At 68.7% G+C, this 24,757-nt stretch carries 27 protein-coding genes, 1 tRNA gene and 1 pseudogene; 18 read left to right on the top strand and 11 right to left on the bottom strand.

The window, feature by feature from the left end:
• The first annotated feature begins 15 nt into the window (after positions 1–15).
• From A5673_RS19735 to A5673_RS19720, 4 genes are all read left to right on the top strand, one after another.
• Positions 16–1,821, top strand: coding sequence for an ABC transporter substrate-binding protein/permease (locus tag A5673_RS19735; protein ID WP_068236479.1), 1,806 nt, complete (start codon positions 16–18; stop codon positions 1,819–1,821).
• Positions 1,818–2,567 carry an amino acid ABC transporter ATP-binding protein gene (locus A5673_RS19730; RefSeq protein ID WP_068236132.1) on the top strand — a complete coding sequence of 250 codons (750 nt, stop codon included), beginning with the start codon at positions 1,818–1,820 and terminating at the stop codon, positions 2,565–2,567. The genes A5673_RS19735 and A5673_RS19730 overlap by 4 nt, the downstream gene beginning before the upstream one ends.
• 75 nt (positions 2,568–2,642) lie before the next feature.
• Positions 2,643–3,140, top strand: coding sequence for a MarR family winged helix-turn-helix transcriptional regulator (locus A5673_RS19725; RefSeq protein ID WP_068236127.1), 498 nt, complete (start codon positions 2,643–2,645; stop codon positions 3,138–3,140).
• Positions 3,141–3,187: 47 nt separating this feature from the next.
• A complete protein-coding gene (locus A5673_RS19720; RefSeq protein WP_068236124.1) occupies positions 3,188–3,859 on the top strand; it encodes an SDR family oxidoreductase in 672 nt (223 codons plus the stop codon).
• A gap of 1 nt (position 3,860) precedes the next feature.
• On the opposite strand, the gene leuS is transcribed toward A5673_RS19720, so the two are convergent.
• Complete coding sequence (leuS, locus tag A5673_RS19715; RefSeq protein WP_068236472.1) at positions 3,861–6,761, bottom strand: leucine--tRNA ligase; 2,901 nt, start codon at positions 6,759–6,761, stop codon at positions 3,861–3,863.
• A gap of 177 nt (positions 6,762–6,938) precedes the next feature.
• Here leuS and A5673_RS19710 point away from each other — a divergent pair, with 177 nt between their 5' ends.
• Together A5673_RS19710 and A5673_RS19705 are read left to right on the top strand one after the other, a co-directional pair.
• Positions 6,939–8,051 carry an LpqN/LpqT family lipoprotein gene (locus A5673_RS19710; RefSeq protein WP_068236476.1) on the top strand — a complete coding sequence of 371 codons (1,113 nt, stop codon included), beginning with the start codon at positions 6,939–6,941 and terminating at the stop codon, positions 8,049–8,051.
• A 55-nt stretch (positions 8,052–8,106) separates the two neighbouring features.
• Positions 8,107–8,454: a hypothetical protein gene (locus A5673_RS19705; protein WP_068236119.1), complete on the top strand. Its 348-nt coding sequence runs from the start codon at positions 8,107–8,109 to the stop codon at positions 8,452–8,454.
• Positions 8,455–8,578: 124 nt separating this feature from the next.
• On the opposite strand, the gene A5673_RS19700 is transcribed toward A5673_RS19705, so the two are convergent.
• Entirely contained in the window at positions 8,579–9,181 is a 603-nt protein-coding gene (locus A5673_RS19700) for a YqgE/AlgH family protein (RefSeq protein ID WP_156748404.1), read from the bottom strand.
• An 81-nt stretch (positions 9,182–9,262) separates the two neighbouring features.
• Between A5673_RS19700 and A5673_RS19695 the strand changes: the two genes are divergently transcribed.
• Both A5673_RS19695 and A5673_RS19690 read left to right on the top strand, forming a co-directional pair.
• Positions 9,263–10,582, top strand: a complete 1,320-nt coding sequence (locus A5673_RS19695; RefSeq protein WP_231971152.1) for an MFS transporter — start codon at positions 9,263–9,265, stop codon at positions 10,580–10,582.
• Positions 10,583–10,610: 28 nt separating this feature from the next.
• A complete protein-coding gene (locus tag A5673_RS19690) occupies positions 10,611–11,366 on the top strand; it encodes a TIGR03084 family metal-binding protein (protein ID WP_156748416.1) in 756 nt (251 codons plus the stop codon).
• A gap of 5 nt (positions 11,367–11,371) precedes the next feature.
• Here A5673_RS19690 and A5673_RS19685 read toward each other — a convergent pair whose 3' ends face one another.
• The gene (locus A5673_RS19685; protein ID WP_068236105.1) at positions 11,372–12,592 is read right to left on the bottom strand and encodes a DUF5631 domain-containing protein; all 1,221 of its coding nucleotides are present in this window, start codon (positions 12,590–12,592) and stop codon (positions 11,372–11,374) included.
• Positions 12,593–12,674: 82 nt separating this feature from the next.
• On the opposite strand from A5673_RS19685, the gene A5673_RS29645 reads away from it, so the two are divergent.
• Positions 12,675–12,818, top strand: a complete 144-nt coding sequence (locus tag A5673_RS29645) for a hypothetical protein (protein ID WP_167670485.1) — start codon at positions 12,675–12,677, stop codon at positions 12,816–12,818.
• On the opposite strand, the gene A5673_RS19680 is transcribed toward A5673_RS29645, so the two are convergent.
• From A5673_RS19680 to A5673_RS19655, 6 genes are all read right to left on the bottom strand, one after another.
• Entirely contained in the window at positions 12,815–13,117 is a 303-nt protein-coding gene (locus A5673_RS19680) for a DUF2694 family protein (protein WP_068236102.1), read from the bottom strand. The genes A5673_RS29645 and A5673_RS19680 overlap by 4 nt on opposite strands.
• A complete protein-coding gene (locus A5673_RS19675; RefSeq protein ID WP_068236096.1) occupies positions 13,114–13,431 on the bottom strand; it encodes an ESX-1 secretion-associated protein in 318 nt (105 codons plus the stop codon). Before A5673_RS19675 ends, A5673_RS19680 begins: the two co-directional genes overlap by 4 nt.
• Before the next feature lie 55 nt (positions 13,432–13,486).
• The gene (locus A5673_RS19670; RefSeq protein ID WP_068236093.1) at positions 13,487–14,848 is read right to left on the bottom strand and encodes a DUF4226 domain-containing protein; all 1,362 of its coding nucleotides are present in this window, start codon (positions 14,846–14,848) and stop codon (positions 13,487–13,489) included.
• A 103-nt stretch (positions 14,849–14,951) separates the two neighbouring features.
• Positions 14,952–15,314: a DUF4226 domain-containing protein gene (locus A5673_RS19665; protein WP_068236469.1), complete on the bottom strand. Its 363-nt coding sequence runs from the start codon at positions 15,312–15,314 to the stop codon at positions 14,952–14,954.
• Positions 15,315–15,325: 11 nt separating this feature from the next.
• Positions 15,326–16,147: a C40 family peptidase gene (locus A5673_RS19660; protein WP_068236092.1), complete on the bottom strand. Its 822-nt coding sequence runs from the start codon at positions 16,145–16,147 to the stop codon at positions 15,326–15,328.
• The gene (locus A5673_RS19655; protein WP_068236091.1) at positions 16,144–16,932 is read right to left on the bottom strand and encodes a helix-turn-helix domain-containing protein; all 789 of its coding nucleotides are present in this window, start codon (positions 16,930–16,932) and stop codon (positions 16,144–16,146) included. Before A5673_RS19655 ends, A5673_RS19660 begins: the two co-directional genes overlap by 4 nt.
• Positions 16,933–17,076: 144 nt before the next feature.
• Here A5673_RS19655 and A5673_RS19650 point away from each other — a divergent pair, with 144 nt between their 5' ends.
• The 4 genes from A5673_RS19650 to A5673_RS19635 all read left to right on the top strand — a co-directional run bounded on the left by A5673_RS19650 (position 17,077) and on the right by A5673_RS19635 (position 20,262).
• Complete coding sequence (locus A5673_RS19650) at positions 17,077–17,493, top strand: WhiB family transcriptional regulator (RefSeq protein ID WP_068236090.1); 417 nt, start codon at positions 17,077–17,079, stop codon at positions 17,491–17,493.
• A gap of 71 nt (positions 17,494–17,564) precedes the next feature.
• Positions 17,565–18,947 carry an acyl-CoA dehydrogenase family protein gene (locus A5673_RS19645; RefSeq protein ID WP_068236088.1) on the top strand — a complete coding sequence of 461 codons (1,383 nt, stop codon included), beginning with the start codon at positions 17,565–17,567 and terminating at the stop codon, positions 18,945–18,947.
• 29 nt (positions 18,948–18,976) lie between these two features.
• Complete coding sequence (locus A5673_RS19640; protein ID WP_068236085.1) at positions 18,977–19,948, top strand: pirin family protein; 972 nt, start codon at positions 18,977–18,979, stop codon at positions 19,946–19,948.
• Positions 19,945–20,262, top strand: coding sequence for a GNAT family N-acetyltransferase (locus A5673_RS19635; protein ID WP_068236082.1), 318 nt, complete (start codon positions 19,945–19,947; stop codon positions 20,260–20,262). Before A5673_RS19640 ends, A5673_RS19635 begins: the two co-directional genes overlap by 4 nt.
• A 21-nt stretch (positions 20,263–20,283) precedes the next feature.
• On the opposite strand, the gene A5673_RS19630 is transcribed toward A5673_RS19635, so the two are convergent.
• Entirely contained in the window at positions 20,284–20,550 is a 267-nt protein-coding gene (locus tag A5673_RS19630) for a YdeI/OmpD-associated family protein (protein WP_068236079.1), read from the bottom strand.
• Positions 20,551–20,588: 38 nt separating this feature from the next.
• Here A5673_RS19630 and A5673_RS19625 point away from each other — a divergent pair, with 38 nt between their 5' ends.
• Positions 20,589–20,942: a VOC family protein gene (locus tag A5673_RS19625; RefSeq protein ID WP_068236076.1), complete on the top strand. Its 354-nt coding sequence runs from the start codon at positions 20,589–20,591 to the stop codon at positions 20,940–20,942.
• Between the two features lie 22 nt (positions 20,943–20,964).
• Positions 20,965–21,453: a glutathione peroxidase gene (locus A5673_RS19620; RefSeq protein ID WP_068236073.1), complete on the top strand. Its 489-nt coding sequence runs from the start codon at positions 20,965–20,967 to the stop codon at positions 21,451–21,453.
• Between the two features lie 117 nt (positions 21,454–21,570).
• Here the strand turns inward: A5673_RS19620 and A5673_RS19615 are convergent.
• Positions 21,571–21,653, bottom strand: a tRNA-Leu gene (locus A5673_RS19615).
• A gap of 253 nt (positions 21,654–21,906) precedes the next feature.
• Between A5673_RS19615 and A5673_RS19610 the strand changes: the two genes are divergently transcribed.
• The 3 genes and pseudogenes from A5673_RS19610 to pstP form a co-directional block, all read left to right on the top strand.
• Complete coding sequence (locus A5673_RS19610; RefSeq protein ID WP_068236070.1) at positions 21,907–23,589, top strand: DUF3662 and FHA domain-containing protein; 1,683 nt, start codon at positions 21,907–21,909, stop codon at positions 23,587–23,589.
• A gap of 128 nt (positions 23,590–23,717) precedes the next feature.
• Positions 23,718–24,185 (top strand): FHA domain-containing protein, encoded by a 468-nt coding sequence (locus tag A5673_RS19605; RefSeq protein WP_068236067.1) that lies wholly within the window; start codon positions 23,718–23,720, stop codon positions 24,183–24,185.
• Positions 24,182–24,757: pseudogene (gene pstP / locus A5673_RS19600) on the top strand (serine/threonine phosphatase PstP); the annotation flags it as partial. The gene A5673_RS19605 and the pseudogene pstP, both read left to right, overlap by 4 nt.

The following is a 24,757-nucleotide window of genomic DNA, read 5'->3' as shown; positions in this document are numbered from 1 at the left end:
GATACGGTAGCCGTGATGAGTTCGCGCCTGGACCGGCGTACCAAGTGCCGAAAGCTCTTCGCCCTGGCCACCACGATGTCGATGGTCTGCGGCCTGACGCTGGCTGCCCCCGCGGCCGCCGACTGGAACCAATGCGCGCCCGGCGGCCTGGAGAGCGCACGGGTGTTGCCCAAGGATCTGACGGAGGCCCCCGGCGCGGGTCACGATGACGTGGACACCACGGCCTCCGTCGAACCGCTCGCCTCGATCGACGCCGGCGCGTTGGGCCTCGGCACGCCGGGCGTCCTCACGGTCGGCACCCTGTCGGACGCCCCGCCGAACATCTGCATCAACCCGACCGGGGAATTCAGCGGCTTCGACAACCAGCTGTTGCGCGCCCTCGCCGGCAAGCTCGGCCTGCAGGTGCGCTTCGTCAGCACGGACTTCTCCGCGCTGCTCGCCCAGGTGGCGTCGCGGCGCTTCGACGTCGGTTCGGCATCGGTGAAAGCCACTGAGGCGCGCCGCCGCACGGTGTCGTTTACCAACGGCTACGACTTCGGCTTCTACTCGCTGGTGGTGCCGCCCGGCTCGGCGATCCACAAGTTCAGCGATCTCGCCGCCGGCCAGCGCATCGGCGTGGTCCAGGGCACCGTTGAGGAGTCGTACGTCGTCGACACGTTGCATTTGCAACCGGTGAAGTATCCGGGCTTCGCCACGTTGTACGCCGCCCTCAAGACGCGCCAGGTCGACGCATGGGTGGCGCCCGGGACGCTGGCGTCGACCGTGATACGGCCCGGCGATTCGGCGGTGGTGGTCGCGAACACTTTCAGCCCAGGCAATTTCGTGGCCTACGCGGTCGCCAAAGACAACCAGCCGCTGGTCGATGCGCTGAATTCGGGGCTCGACGCCGTCATCGCCGACGGCACCTGGTCGAACCTGTATTGCCAGTGGGTGCCGCGGCCCCTGCCGCCCGGCTGGAAACCCGGATCCAAGGCCGCCCCCACCCCGCACCTGCCGGACTTCGCCGCGATCGCCGCGCGCCACCACCGGGACTCGGCGAGCCCGGGCGCGCCGAGGTCGACGTTGGACCAGTTGCGCGAGTCCTTCTTCGACTGGCACCTCTACCGACAAGCGATCCCCGCGCTGTTGACCGTCGGTTTGCCCAACACCTTGATCCTGACCAACAGCGCCCTCGTCATCGGCCTGGCGCTCGGGATGGTGCTGGCGATGGCCGGGCTCTCGCGCTCACGCTGGCTGCGCTGGCCGGCGCGCGTATACACCGACGTCTTCCGCGGTCTGCCCGAGGTGGTGATCATCCTGATCATCGGGATGGGCGTCGGGCCGCTGGTGGGTGGGCTGACCAACAAGAATCCCTATCCGTTGGGCATCGCCGCGTTGGGATTGATGGCCGCCGCCTACATCGGCGAGATCCTGCGCTCGGGCATCCAGAGCGTCGATGCCGGGCAACTCGAAGCCTCCCGCGCGCTCGGATTCAGCTACCTGGCCGCGATGCGTCTGGTGGTGGTGCCGCAGGGAATACGGCGCGTGCTGCCGGCGCTCGTCAACCAGGCCATCGGATTGCTGAAGGCCTCCGCGTTGGTGTATTTCCTGGGCCTGGTCGCCCAACAGCGCGAGCTGTTCCAGGTGGGCCGGGACCTCAACTCGCAGACCGGCAGCTTGTCGCCGTTGGTGGCCGCCGGTCTGTTCTACCTGATTCTGACCATCCCGCTGACCCACCTGGTGAACTACATCGACGCCTGGCTTCGCCGCGGCCGAGGCGCCACCGAGCCGGACGACGAAACCGCCGTGCTCGCGACAAAGTTCGGCCAGGAGATAACATGACCGCCGGCGCCTTAAGGCGCGCGTCAGTGTCGCTGGCGGCCAAGGACATTCACCAAACCCTCGGCGGCAACCCGGTGCTGCGCGGCGTGAATATCGAGGCCCCCGCGGGCAGCACCGTTGCCATCATCGGCCCGTCCGGGTCGGGCAAGTCGACGCTGCTGCGCACCCTGAACCGGCTGCACGAGCCGGATAGCGGCGACATCCTGTTGGATGGCCGGTCGGTGTTGCGCGACGACCCCAACAAGCTGCGCCAGCGCATCGGCATGGTGTTCCAGCATTTCAATCTTTTCCCACATCTCAGTGTGCTGAAAAACGTTGCGTTGGCGCCCTCCAAGCTGCATCGGCTGCCCGCCGAGGCGGCCCGCGAGCTGGCGCTGACCCAGCTGGACCGAGTTGGCCTGAAGCACAAGGCCGATGCCCGCCCCGGCACGCTGTCCGGCGGACAACAACAGCGGGTCGCCATCGCCCGCGCACTGGCGATGGCGCCCCAGGTGATGTTCTTCGACGAGGCGACGTCGGCGCTGGATCCCGAAATGGTCAAGGGGATTCTGCAACTGATCGCCGACCTCGGCGCCGACGGCATGACCATGGTGGTCGTGACGCACGAAATGGGTTTCGCGCGGTCGGCATCCGACACCGTCGTCTTCATGGATCGCGGCAAGGACGTGGAATCCGGACCTCCCGAGCAGATATTCGATGCCGCAAAAACCGAGCGGCTGCAGCGATTCCTCTCCCAAGTGCTATGACGGTTCCCAACTAGTCGCAGTTAGTCCGGTATAGCTACCTTGTCCGCCACCCATATCGGGTTAGACTGCCGACTTATGGCGGACAGCGAATCCACCGCGCCCGAGGTAAAGGAGCTTGCGGAAGGGTTGCACCGTGCGCTGTCCAAATTGTTTTCGATTCTTCGCCGCGGGGACCCCAGCGGCGCCGTGGCCGGCGAGCTGACCCTGGCGCAGCTGTCCATCCTCATCACCCTGCTCGATCAGGGCCCCATCCGGATGACCGACCTGGCGGCGCACGAACGGGTCCGGACGCCGACCACGACCGTGGCGATCCGCCGACTGGAGAAGATCGGCCTGGTGAAGCGCTCGCGCGATCCGTCCGACCTCCGCGCGGTGCTGGTCGACATCACGCCGCGAGGACGGGCCGTGCACGCCGAATCCCTCGCCAACCGGCACGCGGCGCTGGCCGCGATGCTTAGTCAGCTGCCCGAGTCCGACCTGAACACGCTGATGAAGGCCCTGGCGCCCCTGGAGCGCCTGGCCTCCGGCGAATCGGGTCCGGCCGGAGAGCCACCGGCACGCAAGCAGGCGTGAAAGTTACTGTCCGGCAAGGAATTTAGCAGCTTCCGTACACTGGGGTCATGCCCACCGCACTCATCACCGGCGCGAGCGGCGGTATCGGATCCGCCATCGCGACCGCGCTCTCGGAAACGCACACCCTGCTGCTGGCAGGCAGACCCTCCGATCGGCTCGACGCCGTCGCGGAGCGGCTCGGCGCCACCACTTTCCCGCTGGACCTGACCAACACCGACGAGATCGAGGCCAGCTGCGAAATCGTCGACGAACTCGACGTATTGGTGCACAACGCGGGGGTATCCATCCCCGGGCATGTCGCCGAATCCCACGTTGACGAGTGGCGCGCCACCTTCGCGGTCAACGTCTTCGGGGTGGTGGAACTGACGCTGGCGTTGCTGCCGGCGCTGCGCCGCGCCCGGGGCCAGGTGGTGTTCATCAATTCCGGTGCGGGGCGGGCAGTTTCGCCGAGCATGGCCTCCTATTCGGCGAGCAAATTCGCAGTGCGGGCCTTCGCGGATTCGTTGCGCGAAGACGAGCCGGAGCTGCGCGTCACCACGATCTACCCCGGCCGTACCGACACCGAGATGCAACACGAGCTCGTCGCGTTCGAGGGTGGCCAGTACGACCCGGCCAACTTTCTGCGGCCGGAGACGGTCGCGGCCGCCGTCGCCAACGCGATCGCCACGCCGCCCGACGGCCACGTCTACGAGGTGGTCCTTCGGCCGCGCAAGCGCTGAGCTAAACGACCAGGTTGACCAGCCGGCCGGGGACCACGATCACCTTGCGCGGGGTGGCGCCGGCCAGGAACGCTTGGACCTTCTCGTCGGCCATGGCCGCGGCTTTGAGCGCGTCGGCATCGGCGTTGGCCGCCACCACCACTCGGCCGCGCACCTTCCCGTTCACCTGCACCGGATACTCCACGGTGTCTTCGACGAGATACGCCGGGTCCGCCTGCGGGAAGGGGCCGTGCGCCAGCGGGGTGCTGTGGCCCAGTCGCGACCACAGTTCTTCGGCCAGGTGCGGTGCCAGCGGTGCCAGCATCAGCACCAGCGGCTCGACCGCAGCGCGCGGCGCCGCGTCGCGGTGCTCTTTGGTGAGATGGTTGGTGTACTCGATCAGCTTGGCCGCGGCAGTGTTATTACGCAGTGCCGCATAGTCTTCCGAAACCCCGGCGATGGTGCGGTGCAGCGCGCGCAGTGTGCCGGCATCCAGCGGCTGATGGCTTGCGTCGTCGGCCACCCGCGTCTCGCCGGTCTGCTCGTCGATCACCAGCCGCCACACCCGCTGCAGGAACCGGTGCGCGCCGACAACGTCCTTGGTGGCCCACGGGCGGGACGCCTCCAGGGGGCCCATTGACATCTCGTACACCCGCAGCGTGTCCGCGCCGTACTCGTCGCAGATCTCGTCGGGTGATATCGAGTTCTTCAGGCTCTTACCGATTTTCCCGAACTCCTGGGACACCTCGATCTCGCCGTCGGGACCCGGGTAGAAGAACCTGCCGCCGCGTTCGACCACCTCGTCGGCCGGCACATATGACCCGCGCGGGTCGGTGTAGGCGAACGCCTGGATGTAACCCTGGTTGATCAGCCGCCGGTACGGCTCGCGGGAACTGACGTGGCCCAGGTCGTAGAGCACCTTGTGCCAAAACCTCGCATACAGCAGGTGCAGCACCGCGTGTTCGGCGCCTCCGACATACAGGTCGACCCCACCAGGGTCTTGCGGGCCGTGCTCGGCGGGCCGCGGACCCATCCAGTAGGCCTCGTTTTCCTTGGCGCAGAACCGCTCTGAGTTGTGCGGATCGGTGTAGCGCAGCTCGTACCACGAGCTGCCGGCCCACTGCGGCATCACGTTGGTGTCGCGGGTGTAGGGCCGCAAACCGTCGCCCAGATCCAGCTCGACATGCACCCAGTCGGTCGCCTTGGCCAACGGTGGCTCGGGAACGCTCTCGGCGTCGTCCGGATCGAACAACACCGGCGAGTAGTCGCGGACATCGGGCAGTTCGACGGGCAGCGCGGCCTCGTCGATCGCGTGCGGGCGCCCGTCGTCGTCGTAGACGATCGGGAACGGCTCGCCCCAGTACCGCTGCCTCGCGAAAAGCCAGTCGCGCAGCTTGAATTCGATGCGCGCGCACCCGCGCCCGTCGGCGGCAAGGCGGCTGGTGATCGCTTGCTTGGCGGCCGCCACGTCCATTCCGTCGAGGTAGCCGGAGTTGACCAGCACACCGTCGCCCGCGTGTGCGGCCTGCGTAATATCACCGCCCGCAATTACTTCCACGATCGGCAGGCCCAACTCCCGGGCGAAGTCCCAGTCACGCTGGTCATGCCCCGGCACCGCCATGATCGCCCCGGTGCCGTAGCCGGCCAGCACGTAATCGGCGATGAAGATGGGCACCGGTTTTCCGTTGGCCGGGTTGGTGGCGTAGGTGCCCAGGAAAACGCCCGTTTTCTCCCGGCTTTCCTGGCGTTCGAGGTCTGACTTCGCGCCGATCGCACGGCGGTAGGCGGCGACGGCTTCGGCCGGCGTCGCGGCGCCGTACGTCCAGCGCGGGTCGACGCCGTCGGGCCAGGCGGCGGCGACCAGCTGGTCGACCTGGTCATGCTCGGGGGCCAGCACCAGGTACGTCGCACCGAACAGCGTGTCGGGCCGCGTGGTGAACACCTCGATATCGACCGGATCGCCGTTGTTCATGCTTGCCGAGAACAGCGCCTGCGCGCCCGTCGAGCGGCCAATCCAATTGCGCTGCATGGTCTTAACTTGATCGGGCCAATCCAGCAGCTCGAGGTCGTCGAGCAGCCTGTCGGCGTAGGCGGTGATGCGCATCATCCACTGCCGCAGCCGTTTGCGGAATACCGGGAAGTTGCCGCGGTCGCTGCGCCCGTCCGCGGTGACCTCTTCGTTGGCCAGCACCGTGCCCAGGCCGGGGCACCAATTCACCATCGAGTCGGCCCGGTAGACCAGTCGGTGGCCGTCGATCACGTCGGCCCGCTCCCCCGCCGACAGCCCGGCCCAGTCCCGTCCATCGTCGAGACGACGCGCGCCGGAATCGAACTCGGCGATCAACTCGGCGATCGGGCGCGCCTTGTTGGCGGCGGTGTCGAACCAGGCGTTGTAGATCTGCAGGAAGATCCACTGGGTCCACTTGTAGAACTCGACGTCGGTGGTGGAGAAGCTGCGCCGGCTGTCGTGGCCCAGGCCCAGCCGACCCAGCTGGCGCCTGAAGTTGACGATGTTGGCGTCGGTCCTGGTGCGCGGGTGGGTGCCGGTTTGCACCGCGTATTGCTCGGCCGGCAGCCCGAAGGAATCAAAGCCCAACGCGTGCAGGACATTATGGCCGGTCATCCGGAAGTACCGGGCGTAGACGTCGGTGGCGATGTATCCCAACGGGTGGCCGACGTGCAATCCATCGCCCGACGGATACGGGAACATGTCCTGCACGAACAGCTTGTCGCGGGGCACCGGCGTCCCGTCGGCCGGAGCCAGGTCCCCGACCGGGTTGGCCACGTTGAACGTCCCCAGCTTTGCCCAGTTCTCCTGCCACGCGCTTTCGATGCGGCCCGCCAGCACCGCGGTGTAGCGATGCGGCGGCGCATCGGAGTCCGGCGCGGCGGCGCCGGAAACGGTGGTCGGGGAGTCGGTCACCTGAACAGGGTATAAGGACCGCCGCGCCGGGCCCGCCGGCCACAGGTTGGTCTCGGTTCCGTTGCGCACCGATCAGAGCTTCATCCCGAGTCGGTTTCGGCCCTGTTCAGCGCGTTTGACCTCTGGTTACAGTCGGCCTCTAACCACGTGGCCGAGCCGTTGGGAAGGATCACGCAGATGATTCAGATCACCCGTACGTTGCGGGTACTCGCAGGGGGTCTGGCCGCCGGCGGGATCGGCGTCACGGCATTCGCCGGCGCCACCGCATCGGCTGATCCTGTGGTTCCCGCGCCGCAGCCCGCCCCGGTCGTCGCGGCGCCCGCGCCGCAGAACGTCGTCGCGGCGCCCGCGCCGCAACACGTCAATGCCAGCCCCGGCCAACTGCCCGGAAACAGGATGGTCGCCTCTCCCCCGGCGGCCAACCCGTTTGCACCGCCGAACAGCGCCGCCACAGCGGCGGCGCCCGCGCCCGCCGCGGTCGCGCCGGCGGTCCCCGCGCAGACCCCCGCCGTCGCGGGAACGCTGCGCGACTACCTGCAGTCGAAGGGCGTCAAGCTCGAGGCGCAGAAGCCGCAGGGGTTCAAGGCGCTCGACATCACGCTGCCGGTTCCGCCGCGCTGGACCCAGGTGCCCGACCCCAATGTGCCCGACGCGTTCGCGGTGATCGCCGACCGGCGCGGGGCCAGCATCTATTCGTCAAACGCGCAGGTGGTGGTGTACAGGCTGGTCGGGAACTTCGATCCGAAGGAGGCCATCACCCACGGCTTCGTCGACAGCCAGCAACTACTCGCGTGGCAGACCACGAACGCCTCGATGGCTGACTTCGGCGGCTTCCCGTCTTCGGTGATCGAGGGCACTTACCGCGACGGCGACATGCTGCTCAACACGTCGCGCCGCCACGTCATCGCGACGTCCGGGCACGACAAGTACCTGGTGTCGCTGTCGGTGACCACCGATCGTGCGGTGGCGGTCGCGGATGCGCCGGCCACCGACGCCATCGTCAACGGCTTCCGCGTCACCGCGCCCGGGACCGTCCCCCCCGCCCCCGCGCAGGCGCCCGGTGCCTCCCCGGTCGGGCTGCCCGCGCAAGCGGCGGCGCCGGTCGCGCTTCCCCCGCAGCCGGCGGCGGCGCCGGTGGCTGTTCCCGCGCAGGCGGCAGCGGCGCCGGTCGCGCTTCCCGCCCAGCCTGCCGCGCCCTACCCGGCGGCCGCCAGCAGGCCGGCGCCCAACCTCCTGACGATGGTGCCCGGGCTGCCGCCGCTGCCGAACTTTTCGTTCCTGCAGCACTAACAGGGCCCGTCGAGCCCGCCGCGCGGGCGCGTGGCCGGGCTCGTATTGTGAGGCCATGTTGATCGCGGGGTTGGTGTGCATGTGTGCGGCGGTGGCCTCCGCCGGGTTCGGGACCTGGTCGCTCGCCCACAATCAGGCCGCCGACGGCGCCACCGCCCAGCTCGCGCTGCGCGCCATGGCGCCCACCCAGCTGGCGGCGGCGGTGATGTTGGCCGCCGGCGGGACCGTCGCCGTGGCCGCCACCCCCCACACCGCTCTCGTCGTGTTGATCGTCTGCGTCGCCGGCGCGTTCGGGACCCTGGCCACCGGGTCGTGGCAGAGCGCGCGCTTCGCACTGCGCCGGGAGGCGGCGGCGGCCGATTGCGCCGGCGGCTGCGCCGTCTGCACGCAGTCCTGCCACTGATCGGACGCCGACCCGCCATTAGTGGCGACGCCCAACGCCGTGTGTCGGCTCGAAAAGCAGCGGCCACAGTCGGTTTGGCCGAGTCGGCGCCTAGGGTTGGCACCCCGGCAGCGGGGGAGGGGCGCTAGTTTCGGCTCACGTCGATCGGGTGGGTGGCGAGCAAGGAGAGCGGCAGCGGCTGACGACGCAGCACCTGCCCCCACAGGTCGGACCTCGGCCCCACCAAAACGTCGGATGGCAACGCGGACAACACAATCCAGTCATCGCGCTCGATCTCGCCCTCGAGCTGACCGATGGTCCAGCCGGAATACCCGGCGAAGATGCGCACCCCCTCCACCAGCGGGGCAATCACGTCGGGCTCGGCGTCCAGATCCACCATCACGATGCGGCCGTCCACATGTCGCAGGCCCGGCACCCCTTGTGGATCGGCGCCGATGCGCAGCGCCGCGAGGCACAGCGCCGCGTCACGCTTGACCGGTCCGCCGATGAACATGGTCTTGGGTTTGGCCGACAGTTTTGCCCACTGCGGCAACACGTTGTACACCGCGGTCTCGCTGGACCGGTTGAGCACGACGCCCAGTGTGCCGCCGTCGTTGTGCTCGACGATGTAGATCACGCTGCGCCGAAACGTGGGTTCGAGGAGATCGGTATTGGCGAGCAGCAGAGTGCCGGCACGAACCCGCTGCGCGGCGGGTGCGACATAGTCCTCGGGGTCTTCGGGCGGCATCACACCATCATCGCACCTTCGCTTGGCGGCCTCGGTTAATCGAGCGTCGCGGCCAAATATTTGTAGTGTTGTTGCAACCCAATCCTGGAAGTCGGTTCTGTGATTCAACCCCGGACGCACTCACGCGCATCCGCCGAACTGTGGCGGTCGGTGCGCGGCCTGCCGGATTTCTGGCGGTTGCTGCAAGTGCGCATGGCGAGTCAGTTCGGCGACGGCCTGTTTCAGGCGGGGCTGGCCGGGGCGCTGTTGTTCAACCCGGATCGCGCGGCCGATCCGATGGCCATCGCTCGCGCGTTCGCGGTGCTGTTTTTGCCCTACTCGTTGCTGGGACCCTTCGCCGGCGCGCTGATGGACCGCTGGGATCGACGGCTGGTGCTGGTGGGCGCGACGACGGGCCGCCTGATCCTCATCGCGGCCATCGGCACCATTCTGGCCCTCCGCGCCGGCGACATGCCGCTGCTGATCACGGCGCTGTTCGCCAACGGCTTGGCCCGGTTTGTCGCGTCCGGGCTGTCGGCATCCTTGCCCCACGTCGTGCCGCGCGAGCAGGTGGTGACCATGAATTCGGTTGCCACCGCGTCCGGTGCCGTCGCGGCGTTCCTGGGTGCCAACTTCATGCTGGTGCCGCGCTTTTTCGCCGGCGCGGGCGACGACGGCGCCTCGGTGATCATCTTCATCACCGCCATTCCCGTTTCGATCGCGTTGCTCTTGTCATTGCGGTTCGGCGCCCGCGTGCTGGGCCCGGATGACACCAAGCGCGCGATCCATGGGTCGGCCGTGTACGCGGTGACCACCGGCTGGCTGCACGGCGCCCGCACGGTGGTGCAGAGCCCGACCGTCGCGGCCACCCTGTCGGGTCTGGCCTCTCATCGGATGGTGGTCGGGATCAACTCGCTGGTGATGCTGCTGCTGGTGCATCACCTCCGCGGTCCCGCGACCGGGGGCCTGGGCATCGCGTTGGTGTTCTTCGCCGCTTCCGGTCTCGGCGCCTTTGTGGCCAACGTGTTCACGCCGTCGGCGGTGCGCCGCTGGGGCCGCTACGCCACGGCCAACGGCGCCCTCATCGCGGCGATGCTCATCCAGATCCCCGGCGCCCTGCTGCGTCTCCCGGTGATGGTGGTGTGCGGCTTTTGCCTCGGCGTGGCCGGTCAGATGGTCAAGCTGTGCGCCGACTCCGCGATGCAGATGGATGTCGACGACGCGCTGCGCGGACATGTGTTCGCGGTCCAGGACGCGCTGTTCTGGGTGGCGTTCATCGCCGCGATCACCCTGTCCGCCATCGTGATTCCCGACGACGGGCGCGCGCCGGTGTTAGTGCTCCTCGGGTCGGTGCTGTATCTGATCGGGCTCGCGATGCACAGCGTCATCGGGCGTCGCGGGCAGCCGGCCGGCAATCGCTAAGGTACATACCGTGACCGCAGCCGAGCCGATGGTGGCCGACCTGCGCGCCGAGAGCGACGACCTCGACGCGCTGGTGGCGGCGTTGCCCGCCGACCGCTGGGCGGATGCGACGCCGGCGCCGGGCTGGACCATCGCCCACCAGATCGGGCACCTGCTGTGGACCGACCGGGTCGCGCTGACCGCCGTCACCGACGAGGCGGGATTCGCCAAGGCGTTGGCGGCGGCCCAGGCCGATCCGACCGGTTTCGTCGACGCGGGCGCCGAGGAGCTGGCGGCCGTGGCGCCGACCGAACTCCTCGTCGACTGGCGGGCCACCCGCGCGCGGCTGCACCAGGCCCTGACGGCGGTGCCCGACGGCCGAAAGCTGCCGTGGTTCGGCCCACCGATGAGCGCGGCGTCGATGGCGACGGCCCGGCTGATGGAGACGTGGGCGCACGGGCTCGACGTCGCCGACGCGCTCGGTATCAAACGGCGCGCCACCGAGCGCCTCCGGTCGATCGCGCACATCGGGGTGCGCACCCGCGATTACGCGTTCGTCGTCAACAACCTGACTCCGCCGACCGAGCCGTTCCTCGTCGAGTTGCGCGGACCGGGCGGCGATACCTGGTCCTGGGGCCCGCCGGACGCCGCCCAGCGGGTCACGGGCTCGGCCGAGCACTTCTGCTTCCTGGTAACCCAGCGGCGTCCGCTGGACGCTCTGGACATCACCGCGCAGGGTCCCGACGCGCAGCGGTGGCTGGAGATCGCTCAGGCCTTCGCCGGGCCACCCGGCCCCGGCCGATGAGCGACCTACAGCGCACCCGTCGGCTCGTTGAGCTTGTTGAACCAGGCGAGGTGGTAGTTCGCCGACACCAGATCCCCGGTCACGGCGCCTTCGGTGGCGGCCAATAACAGGCAGTTGAGGAAGAGCGCGGCGTCGATGTTCGGATACTGGATCAACAGCTGATAGCGCGCCGTATCGAGATGCACCCGGAGCAGGTCGATCTCTTCTTCGGCGACACCGGTGCCGGCGGCAGCCGCCCGGGCCAGCGTGTGCACCATCCGCGGCAACCCGTCGCGCCAGTGCGTAGCCTGGCTCAACTCCCAGCCGAGATCGTCCACCGCGGGCAGCTCGCGGGGCTGCACCGTGGCCTCCGTCTGGGCGAAGTCATCGAGCCAGCCCAGGGCATCGCCGGGGGCGTAGGTGCGGGTGCGCCGGGTCTCGCCGAGCAAGGTCGAAACCTTGCCGCTGCGTCGCTCCGGTTCCAATAACCGCACGCCCTCGGGAAGTGCGATGCCCGGCGGTATCCAGCCATGGGCGAAGTCGGTGACCAGCACGGTGCTGCCGTCGGGGCGATCCCCGATCGCCCAGTTCAGGCGCGGCTCTTGATGGACCACGAACGCGAGCAGGCGCTGTAACCGTTCGTCGTCGGATTCGCTTGCCCTCGCGGCCACCGGGGTTGTCTTCACCGGCTCGGGCCGCGGGGGAGTGGGCGGCTCGCCGGAGGCCCGGTGGCGACCCTCCGAAGCGTCGGGCTCGCCCCCTTCAACGGCCGCTTCCTCGAGCGCCGGATCATCGGGCCCGCCCACGACGGCTTCCTGAGGGGCCGGATCCGCATCGGTGACGACGGGGATGATTTGCGTCGCCTCGAGGTCGGCGCCGTCGGAGGGCGGCGTGGGCTGCACGGCGTGCAGATGGCGAACCGCCGATTCGACGCGCCGCACCGCACGCGCCCGGGCATCGTCGATGACCCGGGCTTCCTCTGCCCGTCGGGCGAATTCGGGCATGTCCGCCAGCTGGATCTTCCTGAGCTCGTCGTTGGCGCTTCGGGTGATGCGCTGCAGGTCATCCCTGAGATACGCTGCGAGAGTGGCGGTTTCGGCGGTAGTCGTCGACAACTCGGCAGGCCACAGCCCGCCCGTCACCCAAGGGGTGCAGTCCGCAGGAGAGCTGAAGGCCGGAATCGTCAGCGATTCCCGGGTAGCTCTCCGGAGGCGCTGGCGCGCCGTTATCCGACCGAAGATCGCCACTGGCTAAGACTACCGGCATCCCCCGGGTCGTCTATTCGGTCGGTGAATTGTGCTGCTGCGATGGCCTGGGTAGCGTGGGGACATGGCTGATTCTGCGCTGCAGCAGCAACTCGACGAGGTGCGCGCCCTGCTGGCCCGCGCGCGAGAGTTGTTCGGCCCCAATCCCGTCGAGCCGCCCACGGACATCGCCCCCGATCCGGACAGCGCCAAGACCTGGCTGGTTTAGGCGCGGCGCCGCAACTTGTGCGCCAGCAGCTTTTCGATGGCCGCATCGAGGTCGTGCGGGCTGGGCACCTCCATCGACGGGGTATGACCGGCGGCCACGATCTCGTTGCGAACTTCCAGCAGCGCTTTGAGGCAGGACACATCGGCGGTCAACAAGATTCCCTGCGCCAGGGTTTCGGCGTCGGTTTCCATGGCCTCTTCACTCAGCGCGACGCTGTGCATATACCCGCCGCGGCAGGAGCGGACCAGGATATGCCCGCTCGGGTGGACGGTGTCAAAGGCGGGATTGGCGTCCGTCACCGGCCCCCGTCACCGATGCCGCGGAAGTTTCGTGCCGCCTCTTGCTCGTGCTCTTCCCACATCGCCGCCGACGCGCTGAGTTGTTCCGCCATGTCGGCGTGGTCGTCGGCTTGCTGTTCGTAGCACTGGCGTCGCAACTCGAGCAGCTCGCGCCCGGCAGCGCGCAGCTCGCCGAAGACGGGCCCTAACGAATCCAGGCTTTCCTGGATCGCCGCATGCGAAGACGGAACGGTGCGCAGGTAATCGGAGGTCTCCTGGTGACGCGCAGCGGCTTCGCGTAAGTGCGCGGGCACCACACGGATTGGTTCTGCCATCTGCTCTTTCTCCTACTCGGTGCACCGCCGGGGAGGGCGGGGTTCATCACTATTGTCAGGTGGTCGACGTGGCCGCCGGCCCAGTGGGTGTCGGTGTGTGTGGCTCGACCGGCGGGCTCGCGGGCGCGCTCACCGCCGGTGGGTGCTCCCAGCCTAGAAAGTTCGGGCCGCTCACGGTGGCGATGCGCTGAATCTGGCCGTCGAGAAGGGCCTTTTCATGCCCGAGGGCCAGCGCATGACGATCGGTCAGGATGCCGATATCGCCGGGTGCGGCTTGCAGCGGGTCGATGGGGTTGGGGACCGCCGTTCCCGGTGCGGGGATGGTAATTCCCTGCTGATGGAACGCATCTGGGATCGATGTCCCACCGACGGCGGCTTGGATCGCCGCGGCCAGTTGCGGGCTGGCGGCCGTGACCGTGTCGCCGTCGGGCAGGGTCACCACGGTCGGGCCCACCGGTGGCGATTCGGGTTGGTCCGTTGCGACGTCCTCCGCGTGGGCCTTGTCCTCGTCGCCGCCGGCAGGTTCGTCGGGAACGTCGCCGGGGTCGGGATCATGGGAGCCGAACGGCCTTTCCTCGCCGAGGCCGTGGAGGCCGGGTAGCGGGAGAGCGCCCGCGCCGCCCGGTATCGGTGCCCCGCCGAACCCGGGTATGGCGGGTACGGCCGGTATGGCCGGCGCGGCAGGGGCCGTGGCGCTCCCCACCGGGGGCGCCGCGGGGGGATCCGAGGCGGCTGGCCCGGGATCATCGGCCGGCATCGAATCCAGCAGCGGGTCCATCTCGGGATCGTCGACCGGCTCGCGGGCCGTGCTGTCGGCGGGTGCGTCATCCGGAACGGCGGCGGCGGCCGGACGCTCGTCGGGACCGTGCTTGGCGGCGTCGTAGAGCGACGTCCAGGCGGCCATCAGCGCCGATTTCGACGTGTCGTCCAAGCTTGCGTTCAGGACCACCGCGCGGATGTCCTTCAGTTTGCCGATCAGGAACCGCTGGAAATCGCGCGCGCCGGCAGGTGTGTCGAGGTCCGATCGCGTCAGGACCGCGACTTCGGTTTCACGCTGCAACCTGGTCAGCGCTTCCCTACCCTCGACGGCGTTCAGGTGGGCGTTCAGGATGGCGTTGATCACCTGCATGTCGAGCTGAGAGCTGGCCGAATTCTGATGTGCCAGAGCGGCTTCCGCATCCGTCATGGCCTCGGCGGCCTGGCCCTGTCCGCCGTCGGGCCCGGGTGCGACGCCGAACAGGCTCGAATGCTGTTGGCGGATCTTGCGCACGATCGCGTCGAGTGCTTCCGGCCGGGTGGTCGGTGTCATCACCGCGGCCACCTCGTCCGGCGCCAAACCCGTCTGCCACCCGTTCGGATCACCGGTGCGCTCCCGGACGTAGGTGATCGCGTTGATCAGCTCGTCATACGTCGACATCGATGTCGCGGCCCCTCCATGCCGGGCGACAGTACCCAGGCTCGTTGGTGCCGACAATTCACCCCGTCGCGACTGTGTACCGACGAGCCGGCGGGCGGCGCGCCTAGCTCCCGGGGAGGGCGTATTGCGCGCGCAGCCGTTCCAGGACAGACCTTTTCGCGCGGCCGAGCTCGCGGGCATCGGAGACGACCCGCGCGATTTCGCGTTGCTTGTCCACCAGAAACCTGTGCAGTTCGCGCGCCCCCATGGGGGTGTCCGCGCCAAGGTCCCCGCGCCGCAGGTCGGCGCGGTCGATCTCCTCGGCGATCGCGTCGAGTCGCCGCACGCTTTCCCGGGTAGCGGCATGAGCGCTGGCGAGCACCTCGGCCAGCAGGCGGTCGGCATCGGAGGCGGCGCCGTGCTGGTCCGCCAGTGCCGACTGCCGCGCGTGGATAGCGCCCAGCGAGGGTCCGGACTGTTCTGGCATCGATTCGTTCGTCATAGCGGCCGCCGAATCGCAACGTTGCTGCCCAGCCGGCTGATTCGCACCGATGCACCCGAGTAGGGCGCCTCGACAACCAGGTTGTTGCCGATCGCCATCTGGACGTGTCCCGCGTGCGGGAAGACGAGGTCGCCCGGCCGGACCAGCGAGCGGGGCACCGGGATGCCGTCGTCGATCTGCTGATACGTGGTGCGGCCCAGGTGAACGCCCGCCCTCGCGTAGGACCACTGGACCAACCCGGAGCAGTCGAACTGGTCGGGCCCGGTGGCGCCCCAGACGTAGGGGCGTCCCAGACGCGACAAGGCCGCGCGCACGGCCACCGCGGAACGGGCGTTCGGCGCCGGTGAGCCGGGAAAGCGATGGTGTGTCAGCCGGTACCGCAGCGCCCGCAGCGCCGTCGCGTGCCGCCGCGCCTTCAGACGGGCCGACACGACGTGCGCTCGCTGTGCGCGCAGTCGGGCCGCACGACGGCGCAGCGCCTCGCGCTGGGCCAGCGGCGTCATCGGACCCGGAGAAGCATCGGCCCGGGCTTCGTCGACGACGGATCTGGTCAGCTCACGGGCCTCCGCCCGGTCCCGGTGGGCGCGGGCGAGGACGCCGGCGGCTTCGGCGTCCGTGCGCGCAGCCGAGTGCAGCCGATGCCGGCCCCGCTCCGCTGCGAGCAGGTAAACACCCTGTGCCACACCGCCATTCAGGCCGCCGTCTCGTTGCAGCAGTCCGAGGTAAGGCGCGGTGCCGGCGTCCAGGGTCGGCCGGCTCGTGTTGCCGGTAAAGAGTCGATGGGCGCGGGTCAGCACCTCGATTTCGTTCTCGGTCACGACGCCTCCTCGCCGCCGTCGCGATCGGGGTGGTCCCGGCCCGATGACTCGACCGCCTCGGCGAAGGCGCGGACGCGGGGGAGCGCCCCCGGGGGAATCACGCCCCGGTTGCGGATGTCCCACATGTCATCGGTGCCGACGCCGACGAGGGCCGCGATGACGGTCTCCGGCAACGACGACTGCACGCATGCGCGATCGAAGCGGGCGCTCAGGCTGGTGGGCATCCGCTCCAGCAGGGCCGTGCGGGTGGCCTCGAGTGCCTGCAGGTGCTCCATGAGACGGCCCGTCGAGTCGGCGCCGGCGTTGACGGCCACCCGCCAGGAGCTGGCGGCGAGCAGCTCCGCCTTCACGCATTGAGCGATCACAGACAGAATATACGTCTCATATTCGTTTGATGTCGTCGCCGGTAGCCGATCGATGACGGATTTGAGGGCGTCGAGTTGGGCTTCGGCGTAGCCTTCCAGGACTTCCGTGTCGCTGTGCCGGTCGACGACCACCCCGCCGGCAGGCCTGGCAGGCCTCGTGTCGACCGGCTGCGCGGCGATCAGCCGGGCCAATTCGGCGTCGGGGTCGGCGGCCACCAGCAGCCGAGAGTAGGTGCCGGGCGGCAGACCGAGGCCGTTCTCGACTTTCTGAACTGTGCTTTTGTGCGGCTTGCGGGCACCGCGCTCAAGGAAGCTCAGCCCCATGATGCTGACGCCGGTCGCGGCGGCCAACTCCGCCAGCGACCAGTCGCGGGACTCGCGCAACGCGCGGATGGCCGCGCCGGCCGATTCACGGCTCACCGAACGCTCCGGCCATAGGCCGGATAGTACACACGGCGCCCCGCCATCCAGCGTATATACGTTTTTGTCACGTTTCTCTTGCGTTCGCGCCATATATCTGTATACGCTTTTGCCTACGTTTCACCGCTGGAGAAGGAGACCGACATGGGGCACCCCTGCGCAGCCAACCCGGAACTGTGGTTCGGCTATCCCGACGACGACGGTGGTGACGGCGCGGCGAAGGCGCGCGCCTACGAGCGGTCCGCCACCGAGGCGCGGATCCAGTGCCTGCGCCGCTGCCCGCTGGCGCAGCAGCGCCGGTGCGCCCAGCACGCCATCGCGCACCGCGAGGAGTACGGCGTCTGGGCCGGCGTCAAACTGCCCGGCGGCCAATACCGCAAGCGCGAACAACTCGCCCGCGCCCATGACGTGCTGCGCCGGATCGCCGCCGGCGAGATCAATTCACGGCAGCTGCCGGAGAACGCGGCGCTGTTGGCGCGTCACGAGCATGACGCTGTTCCCGTTGCCGCGGTGGTGTTGCACCTGCCCACCGCACAAGTGGGCCCCCGTTCCGCCGCCTGACAGTTTGCTGACCCCGCCGACGGGGTAGACCGGCTTGGCACGACCGAGTCTGTCCACCCCGAGGCGGATCCATGACATTCGACCTGACACCGACGGCAGCACAACACGACCTGGCCCGGCGCACCCACGAGTTCGCCGAAGAGGTGATCCGCCCCGTAGCGCTCCATTACGACCAGCGCCAGGAATTTCCGTGGCCGGTGCTGGAGGAGGCCGCCCAGCGCGGCTTCTACAGTCCGCTGTTCTACCGCGACCTGATCGGCGACCCCACCGGCGTTTCGCTGCCAATGTTCATGGAGGAACTCTTCTGGGGCTGCGCGGGAATCGGATTGGCGATCGTGATGCCCGCGCTGGCGCTGTCGGCGATCGGTCAGGCCGCGTCGCCGGAGCAAATGCTGCAGTGGGCGCCCGAATGTTTCGGAACCCCGGGCGATATCAAGCTCGCCGCCCTGGCGATCTCCGAGCCCGAGGGCGGCAGCGACGTCCGGAATCTGCGTACTCGCGCGCGCCGCGACGGCGACGACTGGATCATCGACGGCCACAAGATGTGGATCGGCAACGGCGGCATCGCCAACGTGCATGTGGTCAACGCTGTCGTCGATGAGGAACTCGGGCACCGCGGCCAAGCGCTGTTCGTCGTGCCCGGCGGCACGCCGGGGCTGAAACTGGTCCGCAAACTCGACAAGCTGGGTTGCCGTGCCTCCCACACCGCCGAATTACTGTTCGAAGGGGTGCGCGTTCCGGGAGCCAATTTGCTTGGCGGAGAAGAAAAGCTCGAACACAAACTCGCCAAGGCCCGTGAGGTGGTGGCCGGCGGAAAGCGATCCGGCTCGGCGACACTGGGCACCTTCGAGCAGACCCGCCCCATGGTCGCGGCCCAGGCGATCGGGATCGCCCGTGCCGCATTGGAGTACGCGACGTGGTACGCCACGGAACGAGAGGCCTTCGGCGGCCCGATCATCGACAACCAGGGCATCGCGTTTCCGCTGGCGGAGCTGGCCACCGAGATCGATGCCGCCCGGCTCTTGACGTGGCGCGCCTCCTGGATGGCGGCCAACAACGTCCCGTTCGAGCGCGGCGAGGGGTCGATGTCGAAATTCGCCGCCAGCGAGGTCGCCGTGAAGGCCACCGAACGCGCCATCCAGACGATGGGCGGCTGGGGCTACATCACCGACCACCCGGTGGAGAAGTGGTATCGGGATGCCAAGCTGTACACCATCTTCGAGGGCACCAGCGAGATTCAGCGGATGGTCATCGCCAATGCGCTGGGCGCCGCGGTGGGAACGCCGCCGCTGCATGTGGTGATCGAGCCGACCGGTGGCCCGCTGAACCGGATCTTCGGTCGCGGCACCCCGCTGCGATCCCGCGCCGCCGACGCCGCGCTGTCGATGCAGGACCGCGTCCCCGACCCGGTCATGCGGCTGGCGATGAAGGTGCTGCGGCCGCCGGGCCGGTGAGGTCCGCCACGAGGCGTAGCGTCGGGTGGGTGAGCAACCTCGAGACCGCCCCGGTCGAAGTCGCTTGCAACGCCTCCGGCGCCGCCGGTGTCGAGGTTCTGCATCCGCGCGAAGTTCCGCTGGGCGGGCCGAGGGCGATCCCGGTGCAGCGGACGCTCCCGCAGCGGCAACGCTCGCTGGTCGGCGCCTGGTGCTTCATCGACCACTACGGACCCGCCCGGATGCGGATGGACGTCCCGCCCCACCCACACACCGGATTGCAAACCGTCAGTTGGCTATTCGGTGGGGGAGTGGAGCACCGCGACAGTGCCGGCGTCCATGCGTTGGTCCGGCCCGGTGAGCTGAACCTGATGACCGCGGGCGCGGGTATCTGTCACTCCGAGGTCTCGATCGGCTCGGACGCCCCGCTGCACGGAGTGCAGCTGTGGGTCGCGCTGCCCGATTCCCACCGCGACACCGGCCGCGACTTCGCCCACTATGCGCCCCCGCCGGTTTCGCTGCCGGGGGCGGTGGCACGCGTGTTCCTTGGGGAGCTGGCCGGCAGCCGCTCACCGGTGCGCACGTTCACCCCGCTGCTCGGCGCGCAGCTCGACCTGGAGGCCAGCGCCGCGCTGGACATCGAGGTCGATCCCGCGTTCGAGCACGGCGTGCTCTGCGACGCGGGGCCCGTCGCGCTGGGCGGGACTAGCCTGGCGGTCGCCGATCTCGGCTACCAGGGTCCGGGCACTTCGACGCTGCGGGTGCGCAACCTCGGTGACCGACCGGCGCGGCTGCTGCTCCTGGGCGGGACGCCGTTCGGCGAGCAGTTGGTGATGTGGTGGAACTTCGTCGGGCGCAGTCACGACGACATCGTCGGCTATCGCCGGCTGTGGGAGGACGCCGACGACCGCTTCGGCGCCGTTCTGGGCTACCGGGGGTCGGTCACCCGACTGCCCGCCCCGCCGCTGCCGACCACCCGGCTGCGGCCCAGACCGATACCGCCTAGAAGGGAGCACGCATGACCGCCGATAAGACCGGCGCCCCGACCACCGTCACCGCCGAGGAGGGTCGATACACCATCTCGGTCGAGGGCAAGCCCGTCGGCCTCGCCGACTTCTACGATCGCGGCGATCAGCGCGTCTTCCACCACACCGAGATCGACCCCGCGTATGGCGGACGGGGCCTGGCGACCATCCTCGTCGAGGAGGCACTGAACGCGGCTCGCGATGAGGGCAAGCGCATCGTTCCGGTGTGTTCGATGGTGGTCACGGTGCTCAAGAAGCACCCCGAGTTCGACGACATCACCGATCCCGTCACCCCGGGCGCCGATCGGTAGGCGCAGCCCCAACCGGTCCGCTCACTTGCCGGTGCGCTCGCGGTGCTTGCACCCCGGCCAGCAGCAGGGCCGGCGCTTGCCTTCCTCCAGCTCCTCCTGGGTTCGGCGAATGCGCCGCTGCCGGGTCGCGTCTTGTTTGGCGTCCTCGACCCAGCAGATGAATTCGTTGCGCGCCAAGGGCGTGATGTCCTGCCACGCGGCCAACGCCGTCGAGTTGGCGGTCAACGCCTCACGCAGATCTGCCGGCAATCTGTGGACCACTCCGCCCGGGACTCGGTTGCTGCTCACCGGGCTAGGGTAAGGCGATCGAGCCCGAGGAGGCAGCAATGACCGAGCAGCAGGTGCGGATGATTGTGTTGTCGACCGATGACCTCGACGAGTCGATCCGCTTTTACAGCGAGACCCTGGGAATGCCGCTGAAGTTTCGCGACGGGGCTCATTTCGCCGCCCTCGACGGCGGGGCGGTCACCCTCGCGCTGGCAACCGCCGTCGACCACCCCATACCCGGGCAGGTGGTGGTCGGGATCAAGACCGCCGACGTCGACGCCGCCGCGCGGGCCGTCGAGGCGAGCGGTGGCGGCATCGTGAAAGGCCCGTACGACGATGCGCACGAGCGGCGTGCCGTGGTCTACGACAACAAGGGCAACGGCCTGGTCTTCTACAGCCCGCTGGCCCAGTGAGACGAGTGTTAGCGTCGTCGTCGTGACCCTCAAAGACATCGCCCTTACCACCCTCGACGGCAAGCCGACGACGCTGGCCGAATTGTCCAGCGGCGCAACGCTTGTCGTTAATGTGGCGTCCAAGTGCGGACTGACTCCGCAGTACACCGCGTTGGAGAAGCTCGCGCGCGACTATCGCGACCGCGGCCTGACGGTCGTCGGTGTCCCGTGCAACCAGTTCATGGGCCAGGAACCGGGCACGGCCGACGAAATCCGGGAGTTCTGCTCGACGACCTACGGCGTGACGTTTCCGTTGCTGGCCAAGACCGACGTCAACGGTGAAGACCGCCACCCGCTGTACGCCGAGCTGACCAAGGCCGTCGATTCCGACGGCTCGGCCGGCGACATTCAATGGAACTTCGAGAAGTTTCTGATCAGCCCCGCCGGTGAGGTGGTCAATCGGTTTCGTCCGCGGACGGAACCCGACGCGCCCGAGGTCATCGGCGCCGTCGAGGCCGTGCTGCCCCAATAATTCCGCGGTTGATGCTCACCCGCGCTCGGTGCGGCGACTGAACCGAAAAGCGAAAAGGCCACGAACCCTTGGAGTTCGTGGCCTCCAGGCCGGCAGTTCGTCGAACCGCTCACCCGGTGGGCGAAGGGGGACTTGAACCCCCACGTCCCGAAGGACACTGGCACCTGAAGCCAGCGCGTCTGCCATTCCGCCACTCGCCCGGAAAAACAACCGATGGACCATACCACTCTAAACGCCGTCTGCCCCAATCGCCTTGGCGGGACCGGGCGGCTGTCGCAAGGCATCGCGATCGCTGCGACGGGGCGCTGAGCTGCACGGATGCGATTCTCAGAATTTCCACGGTGCCGCACCGTCGCGCAGGCCCGATACCATGCTGGGGTGAACCAACACGCGGGCGGTTCGTTTGCCTCGCGCCCGCGACACTCCACGGCAGCTGCGGGCGGGCGCTGAAGGATGAGTAGCCAAAAGGGGCTCGTTCAGCGCATCGAGCGCAGGCTCGAGGCGACGGTGGACAACGCGTTCGCCCGAATGTTCGGCGGATCGATCGTGCCGCAAGAAGTTGAAGGACTGTTGCGCAGGGAGGCCGCGGACGGGGTGCGCTCTCTGCAGGGGAATCGCCTTTTGGCCCCCAACGAATACATCATTACCCTCGGTATGCACGACTTTGCGAAGGTGGGAGCTGACACGGATCTCACGTCGAACGCTTTCGCGAGGTACTTGGCCGACTATATCTATGAACAGGGGTGGCAAACGTATGGTGATGTGGTCGTCCGGTTCGAGCAGTCGTCGAGCCTGCATACCGGTCAGTACCGCGCCCGCGGTGCTGTCAATCCCGATGTCGAACCCCGCCCGACGGTCATCCACCCTCTCCGGCCACAATCAAATGACGCGTTCGGCGCAGAACGAGGAGTAGCAGCAATGACTGACAATTCGAGCTACCACGGGGGTCAGGGGCAGGGCCGGCCCGGCGACGAGTACTACGACGACCGTTACGGGCGCCCACAAGACGAGCCGCGGGGACAGGAGCCGCACGGCGGACCGGAGCCCCGCGGCGGCTATCCACCCGAGCAGGGCGGCTACCCGCCGCCGGGTGGCTACCCACCTCCTCGCCAGCCCGAGCAGGGCGGCTATCCGCAACAGGGCGGCTACCCGGAGCAAGGCGGCTACCCCGAACAGCGCGGCGGGTACCCGCAACAAGGCGGCGGCTACCCCGAACAAGGGGGCTACCAAGAACAGCGCGGCGGCTACCCCGAACAGGGCGGCTACGACCAGCGCGGCTACCAAGCGCCGGGCGGCGGCTACCCCGACCAGGGGCAGGGCGGCTACCCGCCGTCCTACGAGCAGCGTCCTCCCGGGCCCGGCGGCTACGGCGGGCAAGGCTACGACCAGGGGTACCGCCAGGGCGGGGGCTACGGGCCGCCCGGCGGCGGTCAGCCCGGGGCCACCCAACAGGCATACGGGTACGGCGAGTACGGGCGCGGGCCGGCTCGCCCCGAGGAGGGCGGCTACGCCCCGCCGGCGCCGCAGGGCGCGCCGGAGCAGCAACGTCCGGGTTATCCGGAGCAGGGTGGCGGATACGACCAGGGCTATCAGCAGGGCGGGGGATACGGCCAGCAGGACTACGGCCCGGGTGACTACACCCAGTACGCCGAAAGCGTTCCGGGCGGCGGATACCCCCCGCAAGGCGGATACGCCGAGACCGCGCACCGCGACTACGAGTACGGTCAGCCCGCCGAGTACGGCCAGCCGGCCGACTATGGCCAGCCGGCGGACTACGGCCAGCCGGCGGACTACGGCCAGCCGGGCGGCGGCTACGGCGGTTACGGCCAGGGCGGCTACGGCGCCGCCGGAACCTCGGTGACACTGCAGCTCGACGACGGCAGCGGCCGGACCTACCAGCTGCGTGAGGGGCCCAACATCATCGGCCGCGGCCAGGATGCCCAATTCCGGTTGCCCGACACCGGGGTGTCGCGGCGGCACCTGGAGATCCGGTGGGACGGGCAGGTCGCGCTCCTGTCCGACCTCAACTCGACTAACGGCACCACCGTGAACAACGCGCCGGTACAGGAGTGGCAGCTGGCCGACGGAGACGTGATCCGCCTGGGCCACTCGGAGATCATCGTTCGCATCCACTAGACGCACCGGGCTCAAAGCTGCCGTGCTTCGCCCCGCGTCGACGACCGTCCAAGTATCGTGACGTTGCTGATGTGCTCGGTGTCACGGGTGCGACGAGGGGTGCGCCACCAGGACGGAAAGGACGCCAGATGCAGGGACTAGTACTGCAGCTGACGCGTGCCGGATTTTTAATGTTGTTATGGGTATTCATCTGGTCCGTGTTGCGAATTCTGCGGACGGACATTTACGCGCCCACCGGGGCGGTCATGGTGCGCCGCGGGCTGGCGCTGCGCGGCACGCTGCTGCCCTCACGCCAGCGCCGCCACGCCGCACGCTATCTCGTGGTGACCGAAGGCGCGCTGACCGGTGCGCGCATCACCCTCAGCGGGCAGCCGGTGTTGATCGGGCGCGCTGACGACTCGACCCTGGTGCTTACCGACGACTACGCCTCGACACGGCACGCCCGGCTTTCCCAGCGCGGCTCGGAATGGTACGTCGAGGATCTAGGATCGACCAACGGCACTTACCTTGACAGGGCGAAGGTGACGACTGCGGTACGGGTTCCCATCGGAACGCCGGTTCGAATCGGCAAAACGGCGATCGAGTTGCGCCCGTGACCCTGGTCTTGCGATATGCGGCCCGCAGCGACCGTGGCCTGGTACGCACCAACAACGAAGACTCCGTCTACGCAGGCGCGCGACTGCTGGCCCTGGCCGACGGCATGGGCGGCCACGCGGCCGGCGAGGTGGCGTCCCAGTTGGTCATCGCCGCGCTCGCCCATCTCGACGACGACGAGCCTGGTGGCGACCTGCTCGCCAAGCTCGACGCCGCCGTGCGCTCCGGCAACGCGGCGATCGCCGCACAGGTCGAGATGGAACCCGACCTCGAGGGAATGGGCACCACACTGACCGCAATCCTGTTCGACGGCAACAGGATTGGGCTGGTGCACATCGGCGACTCACGTGGCTACCTGTTGCGCGACGGCGAGCTCACCCAGATCACCAAGGACGACACGTTCGTCCAAACGTTGGTGGACGAAGGGCGGATCACTCGGGAAGAGGCGCACAGCCACCCGCAGCGTTCGTTGATCATGCGGGCCCTGACGGGACACGAGGTCGAGCCCACCCTGACCATGCGGGAGGCCCGGGCGGGCGATCGCTACCTGCTCTGCTCCGACGGGTTGTCCGAC

The organism is Mycobacterium sp. E3198 (assembly GCF_001667015.1).
In the GTDB taxonomy this organism is placed as follows: Bacteria; Actinomycetota; Actinomycetes; order Mycobacteriales; family Mycobacteriaceae; genus Mycobacterium.
This window is presented reverse-complemented; position numbering and strand designations above follow the sequence as displayed.